General features: G+C 36.7%; 16 protein-coding genes, 1 tRNA gene and 2 other annotated features. All 17 genes read left to right on the forward strand.

What is annotated here, in order from left to right:
• Window positions 1-371: 371 nt before the first annotated feature.
• The 17 genes from rpsD (at window position 372) to NPA36_RS08590 (ending at window position 19,019) form a co-directional block, all read left to right on the forward strand.
• Complete coding sequence (rpsD, locus tag NPA36_RS08510) at window positions 372-983, forward strand: 30S ribosomal protein S4 (RefSeq protein WP_256945703.1); 612 nt, start codon at window positions 372-374, stop codon at window positions 981-983.
• A 67-nt stretch (window positions 984-1,050) separates the two neighbouring features.
• The gene (locus NPA36_RS08515; protein ID WP_256945704.1) at window positions 1,051-2,403 is read left to right on the forward strand and encodes an MATE family efflux transporter; all 1,353 of its coding nucleotides are present in this window, start codon (window positions 1,051-1,053) and stop codon (window positions 2,401-2,403) included.
• Window positions 2,404-2,550: 147 nt separating this feature from the next.
• A complete protein-coding gene (locus NPA36_RS08520) occupies window positions 2,551-4,269 on the forward strand; it encodes a septation ring formation regulator EzrA (RefSeq protein ID WP_256945705.1) in 1,719 nt (572 codons plus the stop codon).
• A gap of 120 nt (window positions 4,270-4,389) precedes the next feature.
• A complete protein-coding gene (locus NPA36_RS08525; protein ID WP_256945706.1) occupies window positions 4,390-5,520 on the forward strand; it encodes a cysteine desulfurase family protein in 1,131 nt (376 codons plus the stop codon).
• 21 nt (window positions 5,521-5,541) lie between these two features.
• The gene (gene thiI / locus NPA36_RS08530; protein ID WP_256945707.1) at window positions 5,542-6,747 is read left to right on the forward strand and encodes a tRNA uracil 4-sulfurtransferase ThiI; all 1,206 of its coding nucleotides are present in this window, start codon (window positions 5,542-5,544) and stop codon (window positions 6,745-6,747) included.
• Window positions 6,748-6,768: 21 nt separating this feature from the next.
• Window positions 6,769-7,263, forward strand: coding sequence for a thiol peroxidase (tpx, locus tag NPA36_RS08535; RefSeq protein ID WP_256945708.1), 495 nt, complete (start codon window positions 6,769-6,771; stop codon window positions 7,261-7,263).
• A 73-nt stretch (window positions 7,264-7,336) separates the two neighbouring features.
• A complete protein-coding gene (locus NPA36_RS08540; protein WP_256945709.1) occupies window positions 7,337-8,080 on the forward strand; it encodes a DUF975 family protein in 744 nt (247 codons plus the stop codon).
• Window positions 8,081-8,206: 126 nt separating this feature from the next.
• Complete coding sequence (locus NPA36_RS08545) at window positions 8,207-9,214, forward strand: DUF975 family protein (RefSeq protein WP_256945710.1); 1,008 nt, start codon at window positions 8,207-8,209, stop codon at window positions 9,212-9,214.
• Window positions 9,215-9,279: 65 nt separating this feature from the next.
• Window positions 9,280-9,495 (forward strand) — a binding site (T-box leader).
• 57 nt (window positions 9,496-9,552) lie between these two features.
• On the forward strand, window positions 9,553-12,204 hold the full coding sequence (locus NPA36_RS08550; RefSeq protein ID WP_256945711.1) for a valine--tRNA ligase: 2,652 nt from the start codon (window positions 9,553-9,555) through the stop codon (window positions 12,202-12,204).
• 12 nt (window positions 12,205-12,216) lie between these two features.
• Window positions 12,217-13,512 carry a bifunctional folylpolyglutamate synthase/dihydrofolate synthase gene (locus NPA36_RS08555; protein ID WP_256945712.1) on the forward strand — a complete coding sequence of 432 codons (1,296 nt, stop codon included), beginning with the start codon at window positions 12,217-12,219 and terminating at the stop codon, window positions 13,510-13,512.
• Between the two features lie 59 nt (window positions 13,513-13,571).
• Window positions 13,572-14,264, forward strand: a complete 693-nt coding sequence (gene radC, locus NPA36_RS08560) for a RadC family protein (RefSeq protein WP_256945713.1) — start codon at window positions 13,572-13,574, stop codon at window positions 14,262-14,264.
• Between the two features lie 90 nt (window positions 14,265-14,354).
• Window positions 14,355-14,627: a hypothetical protein gene (locus tag NPA36_RS08565; protein ID WP_256945714.1), complete on the forward strand. Its 273-nt coding sequence runs from the start codon at window positions 14,355-14,357 to the stop codon at window positions 14,625-14,627.
• Window positions 14,628-14,734: 107 nt separating this feature from the next.
• Window positions 14,735-14,808 (forward strand) — tRNA-Arg (locus NPA36_RS08570).
• Window positions 14,809-15,364: 556 nt separating this feature from the next.
• On the forward strand, window positions 15,365-16,372 hold the full coding sequence (locus NPA36_RS08575; protein WP_256945715.1) for a rod shape-determining protein: 1,008 nt from the start codon (window positions 15,365-15,367) through the stop codon (window positions 16,370-16,372).
• A 39-nt stretch (window positions 16,373-16,411) separates the two neighbouring features.
• The gene (mreC, locus tag NPA36_RS08580; RefSeq protein WP_256945716.1) at window positions 16,412-17,257 is read left to right on the forward strand and encodes a rod shape-determining protein MreC; all 846 of its coding nucleotides are present in this window, start codon (window positions 16,412-16,414) and stop codon (window positions 17,255-17,257) included.
• A gap of 3 nt (window positions 17,258-17,260) precedes the next feature.
• Window positions 17,261-17,812 (forward strand): rod shape-determining protein MreD, encoded by a 552-nt coding sequence (mreD, locus tag NPA36_RS08585; RefSeq protein WP_256945717.1) that lies wholly within the window; start codon window positions 17,261-17,263, stop codon window positions 17,810-17,812.
• A gap of 60 nt (window positions 17,813-17,872) precedes the next feature.
• Window positions 17,873-18,130, forward strand: a binding site (T-box leader).
• An 88-nt stretch (window positions 18,131-18,218) separates the two neighbouring features.
• Window positions 18,219-19,019 (forward strand): amino acid ABC transporter substrate-binding protein, encoded by an 801-nt coding sequence (locus NPA36_RS08590; protein WP_256945718.1) that lies wholly within the window; start codon window positions 18,219-18,221, stop codon window positions 19,017-19,019.
• Window positions 19,020-19,046: the final 27 nt, after the last annotated feature.

A 19,046-nucleotide genomic window follows, 5' to 3' on the forward strand; every position in this document is an offset into this window, starting at 1 on the left:
TTGGTTTCGCAACTTAACAATAACACAAGGTGTGTTCTTTTTGTACACCTAAATGGTGTACAATAAAAAAAGCCTAACTAGTGATAGATAGGCTTTTTTGTGTGCAATTTTAAAAACTATGAACAATCTAGGTTATTGAAAGTTGCTTAAGCAGAAAAACAAATCTAACTATTGCATTCTCATACCAAATAACGTACAATAATAAAAGTGTAAAATATGCAGCAGGAGTGAAGAAGAACGTCAACAGTTTGTCGCCGAAAGGGCAAAAGAGTAACCGCGGCTGCAAAGGTGAAATTTAAAGGACAAACTGCACGAATCGATCATCCGACTTAATATTTTACTCCAAAAAACAATTATTGGAGGAAACAAACATGTCACGTTACACAGGACCAAGCTGGAAATTATCTCGTCGTTTAGGGATTTCACTTTCAGGAACAGGTAAAGAAATCGAACGTCGTCCTTACGTACCAGGTCAACACGGACCAAACAACCGTAAAAAATTATCTGAGTATGGACAACAATTACAAGAAAAACAAAAATTACGCCATATGTATGGTATGAATGAACGTCAATTTGCTACGCTTTTCAAAAAAGCTGGTAAAATGAAAGAAGGGAAACATGGTGAAAACTTCATGATCCTTCTAGAACAGCGTTTAGACAATGTTGTTTACCGTTTAGGCCTTGCAACTACTCGTCGTCAAGCACGTCAATTAGTTAACCACGGTCATATCACAGTAAATGGCAAACGTGTTGATATTCCTTCATTCTCAGTACAAGTTGGAGATGTTATCGGTGTCCGTGAAAAATCAAGAAAGCTTTCTATCATTACAGAAGCTGTTGAATCATTATTTGGACGTCCTGAATTCGTCTCATTTGATACTGAAACATTAGAAGGTTCTTACACTCGTTTACCATTGCGTGAAGAATTAACTTCTGAAGTTGACGAATCATTTATCGTTGAATACTACAACAAACTTGGTTAATCTTATGAAAGGTTGTAAGTCCCTTAAACAAGGACTTGCAGCTTTTTTATTTTGAAGGAGGTGTCAAATGAAAACATCAAATCGTTTCGACCTGACACAAGGATCGATTATTCCAACCTTGATTCGCTTATCTATGCCCTTAATGGCTACCGCCTTCGTACAGATGGCCTATAACTTAACGGACATCTTTTGGATAGGAAAAATGGGTGTGGAGCAGGTAGCAGCAACAGGTACAATAGGTTACTATATCTGGCTGGCCAGTTCAGTGGTGCAGATTCCTAGGATTGGAGTTAGTGTTTTGGCCTCTCAATCCTTTGGGAAAAAGGATTTAGCCAAAGTTCAACGAATTGTCGAAAATGGTTTACAGATGGCATTGGCTTTATCTATTAGTTATGCGAGCTTCCTTTACCTGGCAAGAGGACCACTTATTGGCTTCTTCCATCTCTCTGAAAATGTGGCAAATTATGCTAATGAATATTTGTCGATTATTTTATTAGGTATGCCCTTTGTTTTTATGAATCCAATTCTTTCAACTACTTACACCAGCATTGGAAATAGCAAGACGCCATTTAGAATTAATGCCTTAGGTCTGTTAGCGAATATTCTTCTTGACCCGATTCTGATATTTGGTTTGGGTCCCATTCCTAGTTTAGGGGTAAAAGGAGCCGCTTTGGCAACAAGCCTTGCAAATCTTTTAGTAACCACACTTTTCTTATTAACCATGAGAAGGGAATATGAACTTTTATCTAGAGTTCGTATTCAAGCGAAAACGGATTGGGAATTGTGGAAAAGAATGGCTAAATTAGGCTTTCCGAGTAGTTTACAAAACAGCATTCATGCCTTTATCAGTATTCTATTAACGCGCTTAGTAGCTAAATCAGGCTCAGCAGCTGTTGCTGTATACTCCACTGGCTCACAAATCGAATCGATAAACTGGTTAACAACTGAAGGTGTTTCGTTTGCCCTAACTGCTTTTGTTGGTCAAAACTATGGTGCTCGGTTAAAAGAGAGAACTTTAACAGGTATTCGCTTAGGACTGAGATTGATGATATCTATCGGTTTAGTGGCCACTATTTTGATGGTTGTAGGTAGAAATTTTTGGTTTACCTTATTCATCTCTGATAGCCAAGAAGCCCTACGACTTGGAGCGATTTACCTACTTATTTTAGCTGCAAGTCAAATGTTTATGAGTTTAGAAATTGGTTCAACAGGTATCTTCCATGGAGTAGGAGAGACACGAGCTCCATCCATGGTTGGCATAGTATTTAATCTTTTGCGTATCCCATTAGCCTTACTTCTATTGCCGTATTATGGTGCTATCGGTGTTTGGGTAGCCATAACCATTTCTAGTATCATTAAAGGGATTGTAAATCCAATTTTATTAAAACAATTTTTAAAGAAGAAAATTTCATGGTCTTAATGTAAGGAAATTTTGAAATTTTTTTTGTGAAACTTTATGGGAATTGTCAATAAACTTTGCTAATGACTAGAAATACATGCTATACTAGAAAATGATAGTTAAATTGATAATATGTTTGATAGATATGAATATTTGGAGGAGTGGCAGATGGAATTTTTCTGGTTTTTACTTTTTATAGTAGTAATAGGGGCACTTGCATACGGAGCAACCTATTATATGAGACGAAGACAAGCAAAAGAAATTGAAGAAGTGAATGTAAGAAAGCAAAAAATAATGGCAGTTCCCATCGCGGACACTATTTATACCTTAAAGAATCTAAATTTGACTGGGCAGACGAAACGTACCTATGAAACATGGAATGCTACATGGCAGACGATTACTCGTTTTCGCTTTCCAGAAATTGAAGCGGCTATCGTCAGTGCTGAGCAGTATACAGAACGCTTGAATTTTGTAAAAGCTTCTCAAACAACAAAACTTGCTAATGAAATGATTGATGAAGCAAAAGTGGAAGTGGATAGAATTTTTTCTGCCTTACAAAAACTGCTTGATAGTGAAAAACAAAATAGAGCGGAATTAGAACAATTACAAGAGAATTATTCAACTCTAAGAAAAGATCTCTTGGCTCACTCATTTTCATTTGGTGATGCTCTAGAAACTTTGGAAAAACGATTGTCTTACCTTGAATTGGATTTTGCGAAATTCAATACCTTAACCAATGAAGGCGATCATTTAGAAGCTAAAGAAGTGCTTAGTCGCATAACAAAAGACATGAAGGAATTAGAAGAGATTATTGATTCTGTTCCTAAATATTTTAAAGAGATTGAAACAACCTATGAAGAACAAGTCGTTGATCTAAAAGAAGGCTACCAACGCATGGTGGAGGAGCACTACCTTTTCTCTAAAATTAATGTGGATGAAGAAATTCAAGAAATTGAAGAATCCATCAAACAAGCCAAAGAATACATTGCTACAACAGACTTAGATGATGCACGTAAACAAATGGATAAAACTAGTCGGGAAATCGATAGTCTTTATAATGTTCTACAAACAGAAATTGATGCTAGGGAATATGTCAATGTACATCAAGTTCAGATTGAGAAGAAGCTTGATCAAGTAATGCAGAGCAATCGCTATGTGAACTTGGAAATCGATCGAGTTGCACAAAACTATTTACTAAGCAATAATGAATCGGTGCAAGTGAAAGAATTTGAAGAACAACTGTTACAGGAAAAAGAAGCGGTAGATTATTATGCTAAAGCTTTAAAAGAGCATCAAGTTCCTTACTCTATTGTTAGAGAATACTACCAATTGGCAGCTAAGAAACTGACAGATATTGATTCTAACCAATCAGGATTGATTTCTCATCTGTCTACCTTGCGTCAACAGGAAAAAGGTATTCGTGATAGCTTGGATGTCTACGAATTAGATTTGAGAAACATGAAGCGTACGGTTGAAAAATACCATTTACCAGGATTGCAAAAAGAGTATCTAGAATTATTCTTCTCTACTGGTAGCAAGATTGAACAATTATCTCAAAAACTGAATAGGGTTAAAATTGATATGAGAGAGATTAACCAATTAAACAGTATTATTGAAGAAGATATTGAAGCTTTGGACATTAAAACAGAAGAGATTGTTGATAATGCTCAATTAACCGAATATATGATTCAACATGCTAATCGTTACCGTCTGTCCAATCCAACGATTGAAAGTGCCATTGAACAATCCCTAAAAATATTCAATGGAACCTACAATTATGCGGAATCTCTAGCAGTTATTGAAAGTGCCTTAAATGCGGTAGAACCAGATGCTGGTCAACGTGTTCGCAGTAACTATGAGAGTGAAAAACGCAACCCATTCTTTTAAACGCAAAACTCCTTATGGACCTGTTCTATAAGGAGTTTTTTCATGGGAAAAACGCAAAATAGTATTGACTCTGGCGTGAGTATGATAAAATGAGAACAAGAGAAAGTGAAGGAGAAACAAATGATTTATTTTGATAATAGTGCAACCACCCCTGTTTATCCGCAAGTTTTAGAGGTCTATCAAAAAGTAACACAGGACTACTGGGGAAACCCATCAAGTTTGCATGACTTAGGAGTTCAGGCCAATCGTGTTTTAGATAGGTCTAGACAAAATGTAGCAGGACTCTTGGGCGTTCTGCCAACAGAAGTTATTTTTACATCAAGTGGTACTGAGGGGAACAATTGGGTTATAAAGGGAACCGCCTTAGAAAAAAGAGTATATGGCAATCACTTGATTACCAGCAAGATTGAACATCCTTCTGTCCTTAGAACGATGAAACAGCTAGAAGAACAAGGATTTGAAGTGACTTATCTAGATGTGGATGATAAGGGAGAAGTGATGCTAGACCAACTAGTCCAAGCTTTGCGAAAAGACACCATTCTTGTTTCTATTATGGCTGTCAACAATGAGATTGGCTCTGTGCAGCCAATAAGAGAAATTGGGCGGATACTAGAAGATTATCCTTGGATTCATTTTCATGTGGATGGTGTGCAAGCTGTTGGGTTGAATCAAGCTTTAGTGACTAGTGAAAGAATTGATTTTCTAACACTTTCGGCTCATAAGTTTCATGGCCCAAGAGGGATAGGCATTGTCTACAAAAAGAAAAATAAAAAAATTCAGGCTCTTCTTTCTGGTGGGGGGCAGGAATTTGGCTATCGTAGTTCGACCGAGAATGTAGCTGGCATTGTAGCGACAACTAAAGCTTTACGAATGTCATTAGAGGAAGATAAGCATACAGAAACCCTTCGCAAAGAATTGTGGGATTTTTTAGCTCAACAGGAAGCTGTTCGTATTTTCTCACCGAAAAATGGTGCCCCTCATATTATTTGTTTTGCGCTTAAAGGAGTTAAAGGTGAGGTGCTTGTCCACGCTTTGGAAGAAAAGGATATCTATCTTTCTACGACCAGTGCCTGTTCAAGCAAGAAAAATGACCATTCCTCAACTCTAGGAGCTATGAATATTGATGATGCATGGGCAAGTGGGGCGGTTAGACTTAGCCTATCCAATCAAAATACTTTGGCAGAAGTTGCTGAGTTTAAAAGAGTGTTCTCAGATTTAATTAAAAAATTTAACTTATTTCGCTATAAATAAGTAAGAAAAGGGTGATAAAGAATGAAGGTCAGATTATTAATTCGCTATGGCGAACTGTCAACAAAAGGTAGGAATAAAAAAGCTTTCACGCAACGATTGGCTAGAAATATTAAACGCTGCTTGGTGGATTATCCCCACATAAAAGTCCATCCTGAATATGATTTTATGTATGTAGATTTAAATGGTGCTGATGTTTGGCAAGTTATTGATTTGCTAAAACCAGTATTTGGCATTCAATCTTTTTCACCAGTATATATCGTTGAAAAAGACATGGAGTTGGTTAAGGAAACAGTCATCAATCTCTTATCAACACTGAATCCAAATGAAAAAACCTTTAAAATTGCTACCAAACGGACAGACCATGAGTTTGCTTATAATACCAATGACAGTAATATATTTTTGGGCGATGCAGTATTGGAGGCTTTTCCGGGTATAAGAGTACAGGTGAAGAAACCAGATATCACGGTTCGGGTTGATATTCGACGAGAACATATTATGGTAAGTACTCAAACTATTCAAGGTGCTGGAGGACTTCCGGTAGGTACAAGTGGACGAGTCTCACTGATGCTTTCTGGTGGTATTGATTCACCAGTTGCAGCTTATTTAGCACTAAAAAGAGGGATGGAAGTTCAACTAGTCCATTTTGCTAGTCCGCCATATACTAGCCCTCAAGCTTTAGAAAAAACTAAAAAGTTAGCGGCAAAACTAGCTATTTATGGTGGCTCTATGCAATTCTTTACAGTCCCATTTACAGAAATTCAAGAAGAAATCAAAAAAGCAGTGCCTGAAAATTATATTATGACTATCATGAGACGACTCATGTTACGAATTACGGATAGGATTAGAGAAGAACAAGGTGGGTTAGCTATTTTGAATGGTGAGTCAGTTGGACAGGTTGCTTCACAAACCTTGGAAAGTATGATTGCCATTAATGATGTCACCAAAACGCCTATCATTCGCCCGGTTGCTACCATGGATAAATTGGATATTATTGCTATTGCTCAAGAGATAGATACTTTTGACTTATCTATTCAACCATTTGAAGACTGTTGTACGGTTTTTGCACCACCAAGTCCAAAGACAAGACCAAAACTAGAAAAAGCTAGAGAATATGAAGCACGTTTAGATATAGAAGCCCTTATGGAGCGGTGTTTAGCTGGCGTAGAAGTTGAAGAAATAAAGGCAAATTCGTTTACAAGTCAAAATGATATAGATGATTTATTCTAAAATTGAAAGGGGAAAAAGAAAATGGAAGTTACTCGTAAAGGCTCACCTTATCAAACAGAAGGACAAGTACCACAAGTTGGAGAATTAGTACCAGATTTTGTGGTGGTCAGTAGTAAAGATGATGAGTTACGTCTGGACACTCTAAAAGGACAAGTTACCCTAATTAGTGTGGTTCCTGATATCAATACTAGCGTTTGTGATATCCAAACTAAGAAATTCAATCAAGAAATAGCAGCACTCGATGATATCCAACTAGTGACCGTTTCAACCAACACCAAAGAAGATTTTCTAGAATGGTGTGCAGGAAATGGTGTAGATATGTTGATGGCTAGCGATACGCAAAGAGATTTCGGTAAAAAATATGGTATCTATATTCCAGAATTAGACGTAGATCAACGTGCAGTATTCTTGTTGGATAAAGAAGGAAGACTGGTTTACAAAGAAATCTTGGTAGAGATGGTTGACCAACCAAACTATGAAGTGGCTATTGAAGAAGCAAAGGCTTTGCGTGAATAAGTGATTCAATTCTTGAAGAAGGCTTGTAAATAGAGTTTGTCAAATACAAAGTAGAAAAAAGAAGTGTGTCGTAATGGAAAAAAAGCCTTTTAACCGTGTCAAAATAAAGAAAGAAGCAAAAAATATTGTTTTGAAACATTATCTAGCTGCAATTGTTCCTTTTATTCTTGCTGCACTTGGAGGTGTTTTTGCTAATCAGGATTGGACTATTTTAGCTGCAATTTATAGTATTGTAGTGAGTTTGCTTATCCTTAAGTATTCGTTAGCCTTGGTGCGAAACCCTGATAGAGTTCAGTCCAACATCCTTGATACCTTGCGTTATTCATTGGTGGATAATTTTTGGACAAGATTAATCTATATGATTATTCTTAGTGTTATCGTTTTTATCATTAATATGGGTGTATTTTTGGCCGTAACAACTATGGGAGGATTATCCTTTATTTTTGGGATATCTCTCTTTAGAGCAGACTTAGATTTTATGTTTTTGTTAACCTTTTTTGCTGTATTAGTATTCTTATTTTTCATCTATCTAATTAATATCTATTTTTATTTTTATTCTTACATCATTCAGGATAATCTATCTGAAGGGAATCGATTACCAAAACTAACAGTTCTTGAAACTCTTTCAAAATCTTTTGAACTGATGCGTGGCCGTGTAGGAGAGTTCATTCTATTACATCTATCTATGCTTGGTTGGGCCCTATCTTGTGTACTAATTATTCCAATCTTTTTCGTTGTTCCATATATGAGCACCGTGACAACTATCTGGATTAATAAAGTCATGGCTGAGGATGATGAAATAGTGGATTTTGGTTAGTTTCGTATTTTTATGGTAGACCTCCCATTCTAGAAAAGTAGTAGGGAGGTTTTTGATTTTTTTGGACAAATTTTCTGCTAATTTTTTAAGTTTTGCTTGAAAAAGTGAGAATCTATTGGTAAAGTATTGTATATTAGTGAACAATTAGGAGGGCTTAAAATAAAAATCGCTATTGATCGTAGAAAAATAAAGAAAGAAGCAAAAACGTTAGTAGGAAAAAATTATTTTTTGGGATTTGTGGGTACCTTGCCATTAATGGTGTCACTTTTTACTTTGGTAAGAAACGTATTTTTTGGTATTTTGTTAAACAATGAATTGATTTCTTCCCTGTTATCGTCTGCGTATTTGGATTACTTTATAGTAATGTATATCATTGTGTCATTAATTATGTTTATTGGAATATGGTTTTACTATCTGTTGCCCGGTTTATTTATTGGAGTGCAACTTATAATTATCTTTTTCTCACAAAAAAATGATTTTTCTTATTTTTTTAATTCAATTCCTGATATACTTATTCAAACAGTGATTTCTGCAATCCTCTTAACCATTGTCAATAAATTCTTTTTAATTTTTGTTAGAAACCCATATTATGTTAGAGCAAATATAAAAAAAACTATTGCTTATATTTTTCAAGATAATCTTATTTCAAGAATGTTATATTCATTTATAGGAATAATAACAATATCACTTTTTAATCTTCTGATTACAGTAATATCATCTTTGGTAGTAGGAACTCTACTTGGAATTGCAATTTTTTCTCTTTCGGCAGGATTTAGTGGTCTTCCTTTTCAACTTTTTTCTTTATTACTATCTCTTTCAAGTCCATTTTTAAGTCTATTTTTTATTTTTATCAATTTCAATTTCTATTTTTTCTTTTTCATTATTCAGGATAATCTATCGCATGGAAATCAAGCAGAAAACTTTTCAATTTGGGAAACCTTAAAAAAATCAAAACAGTTAATGTCAGGTCGGACTTGGGAATTTTTAAGGTTATTACTTTCAATGTCTGGTTGGATTCTTACTTGTATTTTTGTTATTCCAGCTTTTTACGTTGTACCATATGTGATTACGACAATAACTATTTGGACAGATCAAGTTATGGCAGAAGATAGTGAGATAGTCGATTTTGGGTAACATTTGCTAGCTCAAGATTGCAGTTATGGGTTAAACATGCTAAACTAGTGGCAAGCAAATAATACGAATAAACTTTGATCAAGAGGAGTATATTCTAGTAGACGTCCAAGAGAGAAGAACATAGGCTGAAAGTTCTTTACGATACGGGATAGAAGGTAGCTTGTGAGTTCAAGTGGCGAAACGATGAGCCATTTGCGGAAAAACTCCGTTAACAGTGTAAAGGTGTTTATGAGATTTGTAGACACAAATTTAGGTGGTACCACGATATATTCGTCCTATAGGGAGCTTGCTCTCTATAGGACTTTTTTTATTTTTATAACAACGAAAGAGGGGATTACATGTCAAAAGCAGAAGAAATGGCAACAAAATACCAACCAAAGATGGTTGAAGAAGGTAAGTATAGTCAATGGGTAGAATCAGGAGTGTTTCGTCCAAACGAGGATCCTACAAAAGAAGCTTATTCCATCGTTATTCCACCACCAAATGTAACAGGTAAGCTTCATCTGGGCCATGCTTGGGATGTTACCTTGCAGGACATGATTATTCGTCAAAAAAGAATGCAGGGCTATGATACCCTATGGCTACCAGGAATGGACCATGCTGGTATCGCAACTCAAGCCAAAGTAGAAGAAAAACTACGTGGCGAAGGAAAAACGCGTAATGATTTAGGAAGAGAAGGCTTCTTGGCACAAACTTGGGAGTGGAAAGAAGAGTATGCAGGTCATATTCGTCAGCAATGGGCAAATATGGGTATCTCTGTTGACTATAGCCGTGAACGGTTTACCTTGGACCAAGGCTTATCTGATGCTGTTCAAAAGGTCTTTGTAACCCTCTATGAAAAGGGACTTATCTACCGAGGCGAGTACATTATTAACTGGGACCCGAAAGCAAAGACATCTCTATCTGATATCGAGGTCATTCATAAAGATCTAGAAGGTGCCTTTTACCACATGAAATACCCATTGGCAGATGGCTCTGGTTTCTTAGAAGTGGCAACAACTCGACCTGAAACCATGTTGGGAGATACGGCAGTCGCTGTTCACCCAGATGATGAAAGGTACCAACAATACATTGGAAAATCAGTTATCCTACCTTTAGTGAATAAAGAAATTCCAATTGTAGCCGATGAGTACGTGGAGCAAGATTTTGGGACCGGTGTTGTAAAAATTACACCTGCTCATGACCCAAATGACTTTGAAGTAGGTAATCGCCACAACCTTCCACGTGTCAATGTAATGAATGATGATGCTAGCATGAATGTCTTGGCTGGCAAATATGCTGGTATGGACCGATTCCAAGCAAGAAAGTCGATTGTTGCTGATTTAGAAGAAGCTGGATTGTTGGTGAAAATTGAAAAACATATTCATAGTGTAGGACACTCAGAAAGAACTGGGGTTGTCGTTGAGCCTCGTCTTTCTACACAATGGTTTGTTAAGATGCAACCACTGGCTCAAGAAGCTATTAAAGCTCAAAGAGAAGGGGGAGACAGAAGTGTAAACTTTTATCCACCACGCTTTAATGATGCCTATATTCGTTGGATGGAAAACATTCATGACTGGGTAATCTCACGTCAATTATGGTGGGGACATCGAATCCCAGCTTGGTACCATAAAGAAACTGGTCAAGTCTACGTTGGTATGGATGAACCGAGCGACATTGCGAATTGGCAACAAGACCCAGATGTTTTAGATACTTGGTTTAGTTCAGCACTTTGGCCATTTTCAACCATGGGCTGGCCGGATGAAAGTTCTAGAGACTTCCAACGGTATTTCCCTAACAACACCTTGGTTACTGGCTATGACATTCTAACCTTTTGGGTGAGCCGTATGATGTTCCAAAGTTTAGAATTTACTGGCAAACGTCCATTCCAAAATGTATTGCTTCATGGACTAATCCGTGATTCCCAAGGCCGTAAGATGAGCAAGTCACTGGGAAATGGTGTTGACCCAATGGAAGTCATTGAAACATATGGTGCAGATGCCTTACGTTGGTTCCTTGCAACAGGGTCCACTCCAGGACAGGATGTGCGCTTCTCAGAAGAAAAAATGGATGCTGCTTGGAACTTTATAAATAAAATTTGGAATGCAAGCCGTTTTGCCTTAATCAATATCGGTGACTTGACACTTGACCAGCTGGATATTTCAGGCAAAAAATCTTTGGCGGACAAATGGATATTAACTAGATTGAATCAAACTATTGAAAAAGTTACGGAACTCTTTGATAAGTTTGAATTTGGTGAAGCTGGAAGGTACTTGTACCATTTCATCTGGAATGATTTCTGTGACTGGTATATCGAAATGTCGAAGGAAACCTTATCTGGTGATGATGAGGAAGCTAAATTGACCACTAAATCAATTTTAGTCTATGTGTTAGATCAAACCTTACGTTTGTTGCACCCAATCATGCCATTTGTAACGGAAGAAATATGGCAGGCAGTTCCTCATAAGGGCGACTCCATCGTGGTAGCTGACTATCCAACATTCGACCCAAGCTTAATGGATGAAACTGCAGCAGACCAAATGGAGTTCCTAATGGACTTTATTCGTGCCGTACGTCAAGTGAGAAATGAGATGAACACACCTCTTTCTAAACCGATTGAGATAATTGCTAAGACGAGTCAGCAAAACTATACGGAAATTTTAGAAGCCAATAAAGATTACATTTCACGTTTTTGTAACCCATCTTTCTTGGCATTTGGCTTGGATAAAACTGCTCCTGATAATGCGGTAACCACTATTATTACTGGTGCTGAGATTTATTTACCACTTGCTGGCTTGATTAAGATAGATGAAGAAATCCTCCGTTTGGAAAAAGAAGCAGAAAAACTGAATGAAGAAATTCAACGTGTTGATAAAAAGTTAGCCAATGAGAAATTTGTCGCCAAAGCACCACAAGCAGTCGTTGAAGCTGAAAAAGAAAAAGGACTTGCTTATCAAGAACAAAGAAAAGCTGTACTAGATAGAATTGAGAATCTAAAAAAATTAAATTAAGGAATATACCTCATGATTAGTACACAAATAGATGAATGGTTACAGACCCGTCAAGATGGAAAACGAAAGCATGGGTTGCAACGGATGGAGTTGGTATTACAACTTTTGGATAATCCTCATTTAGATTACCCCATCATCCATTTGACGGGGACCAATGGCAAGGGCTCAACCACAGCATTTTTGCAATCTTTAGCTATGTCTCATGGTATTCAGGTAGGTATTTTTGTTTCGCCGCATTTGGAACGTATAAATGACCGAATTCGTGTGAATCAAATGGACATTTCGGATGGTGATTTTGATCGGATTGCCCATATAATTCAAAAAGCTGAAAGAAGTTTACCTAGCGATATGGAAAATTTATCGTACTTTGAGATAATGACCTTGATTATGTTGCGGTATTTTTCTGAGAGAAAAGTAGAACTGGCCTTGATTGAGGTGGGCATTGGTGGTTTGATGGATTCAACCAATATTGTCCCCTCATGGATTAGTGTTATCACGTCAATTGGCTTGGATCATCAAGCACTCTTAGGCTCAACCATTGAAGAAATTGCTATTCAAAAGTCAGGTATTTTCAAGAAAGGAACCGTTGCTGTTTGTGGGCCCTTGCCTGACCAAGCAAGATTGGTTGTGGAGCGTGTGTCCCAAGCTTACCAAGTTGACTTGAGAATGGTTGACAGGGATTTTAGTATTGTTAGAGATTTAGAACATGCTAAGTATTTTAATTTTACATCAAAGAATTTACCTTTGTATAAAATTGAAAAACTCCAATCAGGTTTAATTGGTTCACATCAACAAGTCAATGCTAGTTTGGCAATTGAAGCTTTCTTAATATTTATGAACAAAATTAAGCGACAAGTTGATCTTGATAAGATAAAAGAAGCAATTGCAAATACTTCTTGGCCAGGTCGGATGGAATTAATTCAAAAAAATAAAGTCGTCTATCTAGATGGAGCTCATAATGTTCCAGCAGTGGAAGCCTTAGTGCGTGTTATCCAAGATATGAATGATTTTCAAGCAAATAAAGGGACAATCTTGTTTGGTGCCTTAAAGAGAAAAGATTATCATCAAATGTTGGAACTGTTAGAAAAGAAGCTTCCCCATACAGAACTAGTCTTAACGACCTTTTCTGGACATGGATCGCTAGACAAGAAGGATATCGAGGAATTGCTGGTGATGCACCGAGTATCATTTGTTGACAACTTTCAGGAATGGATTAATCAGTGGTTAGCTGTACCAGACAATTCATGGTTAGTCATTACAGGTTCTCTATATTTTATATCTGAAATTCGAACTTTTTTACTAAAATAAAATAAATTCCACCTTTTTTGCGTATCTATATGTAGAGACAATGAAAGGTGGAATTTTTAATGCGAGAAAAAAATATTTTGATGGAAGTACCCTTATCGGCCATGCCACGTGAAAGGTTAGAACACTATGGTGAAAAAGCCTTATCAACTCATGAATTATTGGCGATACTACTGCGAACTGGTTCAAAAGAACTGAATGTTTTACAATTATCCCTTTTAGTTCTTAATACCTTTGAGGATCTCTACTCTCTAAAGATGGCTAGTTTGGATGAACTGACAAAGATTCATGGCATAGGACGAACCAAAGCCATTGAAATTAAGGCTATGATTGAATTGGGCATAAGAGTCTCTGAATCCAATCAAGTTAAGATGGGAACATTATCGTCATCCCAAGTTGCTGGAAAGATTATTCAAAAAGAGTTAAAAGATGAGTACCAAGAACATTTACTTGCTTTATTTTTAAATACTAAAAATGAAATTATTAAGAAGAAAACCATTTATCGAGGTGGACTAAACTCAAGTATCGCACATCCAAGAGAAATATTTCGTGAGGCTGTCAGGTTTTCTGCAGCTAAAATTATTATTGGGCACAACCATCCAAGTGGCAATCTGGAACCTTCAGAAGCTGATATAAATTTTACCAAAAGAATGTGTGAGTGCAGTCACATGATGGGGATAGACTTTCTAGATCATTTTATTGTAGGCTCAAATGGGTTTCAGTCTTTGAGAGAGTTGGGTTATATTAGCGATTAAATAAAAATTTCTTTTTCTACTTGTTAAAGCTTGTTTAGATTAGGTATAATAGTAGTGTGACTAAGTGAGCAAATAAGGAGAGTGGAACTTATGTTAGATGAGATGATTACCTTATTAAAATATGAATATCGAGTTGTACCAGGTGAGTATTTTAACGTAGAAACGCCATGGGTAGAGGATATTTCGGAAGTTAAAACGATTATTATTGACCAGGACCATGTGTTTACCAAGATGGTCAGCATCTATCCAAGAAATTTTGTCATCTTTTTAGAACAATTTCCTGAAAGTAGTATCTATCGGACTAACTACCCACTTGAAATGATTGAAAATAGTGATTCTCATCGTATTATTTTTGATAAGTAAGTGTTGATCGAAAAGGAGGGACCTAGAAGTGGGGAACTTCTTTTTGATTTTTCAAAATTCCTTTGACACAGGGATAGAAGATGGGGTATAATTGTCAGTGTTCTGATGTTTCAGTAGCTCAGCAGGATAGAGCATTCGCCTTCTAAGCGAACGGTCGGGGGTTCGAATCCCTCCTGAAACGTATAAGCATATTAGAAAGTCGTTAGTAAGAGGTCATCTTACTAACGACTTTTTGTTTACCAAAACCTTTCTAACAAGTCAGATATAACTGGGCAAAAATTCTGCAATAAAATAAAAAATTTTCTAAATCATAAAAGAGTCCCCCAGAAATCTATCCGAAATGAGAACGGTGGCACCGCCGTGAGCCAAGGTCTCACCGGCTTAGCTGTCTACGTGGCTGTAAATCGGCACAAGCCAACATCCACTGTGCGTCAGCTATGCATTACACCGTTCTGTACGGATAGATTTATGGGGAGCTCTTTTATTTGGTTACCATTTGGACTTTTCTCCAGCCCTGATATATTTCTAGGGAAAGTCTGTTATTACGTAAGCGAAGAGAATTTTCATCTATTTATTACAAACACAAGTCAAATCTCAGAAATAAAACGGTTTACGTAACAAATTTAAAAAAACTTTTTAAAATGCAATAAAAAGCGAGCGAGACATGCCAAATTTTGTTATACTAGATAGGAATTCTTACAGACAATCTGTTGAAGAATTATTGAGGAGGAATATGAGTGACTTCATTATTATTTAAAGGACAAAATATTGGTATTGATTTAGGAACGGCGAATACTATTGTATATCTTGAAGGACAGGGTATTGTAACTAGAGAGCCTTCTGTTGTAGCCAAAAACTTAAACACTGAAGAAATTATCGCTGTGGGACAAGCAGCATTTGACATGATTGGAAGAACGCCTGAAAATATTGTTGCAATGAGACCAATGAAAGATGGTGTGATTGCAGATTATAATACGACAACTGCCATGCTGAGATACCATATTCAAGCCTTAATCGGTAAAGCATTCTTTAAGCCAGTTGTTATGATTTGCGTACCTAGTGGCATTACCGATGTTGAAAAAAGAGCTGTATTAGATGCAACTAAAATAGCTGGTGCTAAGGAAGCCTATGTTGTTGAGGAACCATTTGCTGCAGCGGTAGGAGCCGGTCTGCCTGTACAAGATCCGACTGGTAGTATGATTGTTGATATTGGTGGTGGAACAACAGATGTTGCGACTATTTCTCTAGGTGGCATTGTTAACAGCCAATCGATTCGTATTGGTGGCGATGAGCTCAATGATGCTATTATTCAATTCGTGCGCAAAAAACACAATCTATTGATTGGGGATCGTACCGCTGAAGAGATTAAAATTGAGCTAGGTACTGCTTCTATTAAACACGCAGAATCCTATGGTACCATGCAAATTAGAGGACGTGACATGGTTTCAGGTCTGCCTAGAACAATAGAGGTTTCAGCAGTAGAAGTTGCGGAAGCTATGAGCGAGATTATTGGACAGATTCTACAAACGGTTAAGGAAGTCTTAGAACAAACACCACCAGAAATTTCTGCAGATATCATTGACCATGGAATTGTTTTAACTGGTGGCGGAGCCATGCTTAGGAATTTAACAGATGTTATTGCTGAGCAAACTCAAGTACCTGTATTTGTTGCGAATGCTCCTCTCGATTGTGTTGCTATTGGAACCGGAATGATTTTAGCCAATCCACATTTAATGAAAAAATAATGCCAAAGCGCACAAAAATACGAGAGAGGACTTGATCAAGTGAATCCATTTTTTTCAAATAAAAAATTAATCGGATTACTATTAAGCGTGATTGCAATCGTTTCTCTAATTGTTATTTCTATCAATATGCGTAGCTCTTTTATTACGCAAGGAATAAATGATGTCACATCTATTGTGGGAAGAGTTATTGCGTATCCAGCTAATAGTCTCCGAAACTTTGTAGAAGCCATTGATGATATTTCTAATACCTATACAGAAAATCAACAACTAAAACAAAAAATCGCAACTATTTATGAATTAGAAACAACGCTAAATGATTTAAAAAAAGATAATGAAAAAATGAAAGAAGCCCTTGCTCTTCAAGATACCTTGAATGAAAAAGAGTTAATTAATGCTACTGTCATTGCCCGCAACCCTGATTCTTGGTTGGATCTGATCACAATCAATAAAGGAAGCAATCAAGGAATTGAAGCCAATATGTCCGTTATGAGTGATAATGGACTAGTTGGTAAAGTCCTAGATGTTAATGCGACTAGTGCTCGAGTTGCGCTATTGTCAAATTCAGATACTAGCTTGATTCGTGTAGCTTCAATGATTCAAAGTGAATCTGAACCAGTTTATGGGACCATAACTGGTTATGACCTTAAAACAAATCAATTAATTATGAGTCAGATTAAAGCTTCTGTTGATATAAAAATTGGGGACAAGGTTGTCACATCTGGTTTGGGTGGTGTTTCACCAAGTTCTCTATATATCGGTACCGTTCAAGAAGTAACCATGGACCGTTATGGCCTATACAAAGAAGTGAAAATTACACCAGCTGCTGACACAAATGATATTCGCTATGTAACTGTTGTAAAACGTACCAGTGAAGGCGGGGAATAGACTATGTTCCATGCTAAACGTTATTTTTGGGTACCTATTCTTTTGTTCTTTCTAATGTTATTGGATGGGGTATTTGCTAGTGTATTCTCGGTTTGGCTAATCGAACCGGGCTATATTTTAGTACCACGGCTGACCGTAATTGGGTTAGTCTTGATTAGTTTTTTGGTCAACATGCCATCCTTGTGGTGGGTTTCTATTATCATCGGTTTGATGTATGATAGTTATTTCTCAGGTATTTTGGGTATTTATTTATGTATTTTCCCTTGTATCGTGTCGATTATTAGACGATTTAAAAATAATATTCGTATCAATGCCTTTACTATGGGACTTTCCATTATTGTTTTTATCACTTTTGTTGAAGCGGCTGTCTTCATCTTCTATATGTTTTTGGGTAAGGCACACATGGATTGGCAAACCTTCCTTGTTCGCCGTTTAAATCCAACCTTAGTATTAAATATAGTGCTCTATTATATTAGCTATATTCCTTTGAAGTCTCTTGCGTCATGGATTAGTGAAGAACCAAGACGGTCTAGGCATTCTCTTTTAAGAAAATAATTATCAAAAAAGCCTTGCTTTTTAAAAATTTTATGGTATTCTAACCATATATTAATTTTATACTCTGCGTTGAAGAGACCCAGTAAGACTTGCTCTGGTTAAAGAGAGGTTGCGGTGCTGCAAGCAACTACCATCAAGGATGAATCACAGCTCTAAGCATAACTATTGAAGAGTCTACTCCTTATAGGATGTATCCATTTGTAGATAGTTACGGGAATATCCGTTAGCGTATAAAGAATAGGGAAACTATTCTTACAGAGGTATTTCTTGCGAGAGGAATACGAAAAAAGGTGGAACCACGTCATTAACGTCCTTTTCTAATCTAGCAATAGATTGGAAAAGGATTTTTTTGTTTTAATTTTTTGGTTTAAAAAGTATCTTTATAAAATGGAATGGAGTGAGAAAGATGAAAGCAAAACAAATAGCAGGTATCTTAATGGTAGGGTTAACAAGTCTAGCTCTCGCAGCTTGTGGGAATAGTAGTAAAGAAGGAGAAAATTCTGGCGTTAAATCAACTGAAAAAACCAATCTTATAGTAGGATTAGATGATACGTTTGCACCGATGGGTTTTCGTGATGACAATGGTGAAATTGTTGGATTTGATATTGATTTGTCTAAAGAAATTGGAAATAGAACTGGACTAACCTTTACCTACCAACCCATTGATTGGGCCTTGAAAGAAACGGAATTGAGTTCAGGAAATATTGATTTGATATGGAATGGTTATACCATAACCGATGCTCGTAAGGAAAAAGTCTTATTCTCTGCTCCTTACATGTCCAATGCTCAAATTGTTGTCGTCAATGAAAATAGTCCCATTCAAAATATAGCAGACCTATCTGATAAAATTGTGGCAACTCAAACGGCTTCCAGCTCTTATGAAGCTTTGGAAGCCAGTGGCAAAGTATCCAGTTTTAAAAATGGAGAAGTTATCTCTTATGCAAGTTACAATGATGTGTTTAATGATTTGGAAGCTGGGCGTGCTGATGCGATTGTGGTCGATGAAACCTTAGGCCGTTATTACATGCAACAAAAGTCTGTCACATCGCTACGTGTTCTAAAAGAAAACTTTGGGCAAGAAGAGTATGGTATCGGTCTTAGAAAGGCTGACACAGACCTTAAAGCCAAGATTGACAAAGCCCTTGAAGAGATTAAAGCAGATGGAACTTATGATAAAATTCATTCCAAATGGTTCTCGAATAACTAAAACAAGGCAAAAGTGATAGAAAAAACA

It is taken from the genome of Granulicatella seriolae (assembly GCF_024543085.1).
GTDB classification, from domain to species: domain Bacteria; phylum Bacillota; class Bacilli; order Lactobacillales; family Aerococcaceae; genus Granulicatella; species Granulicatella seriolae.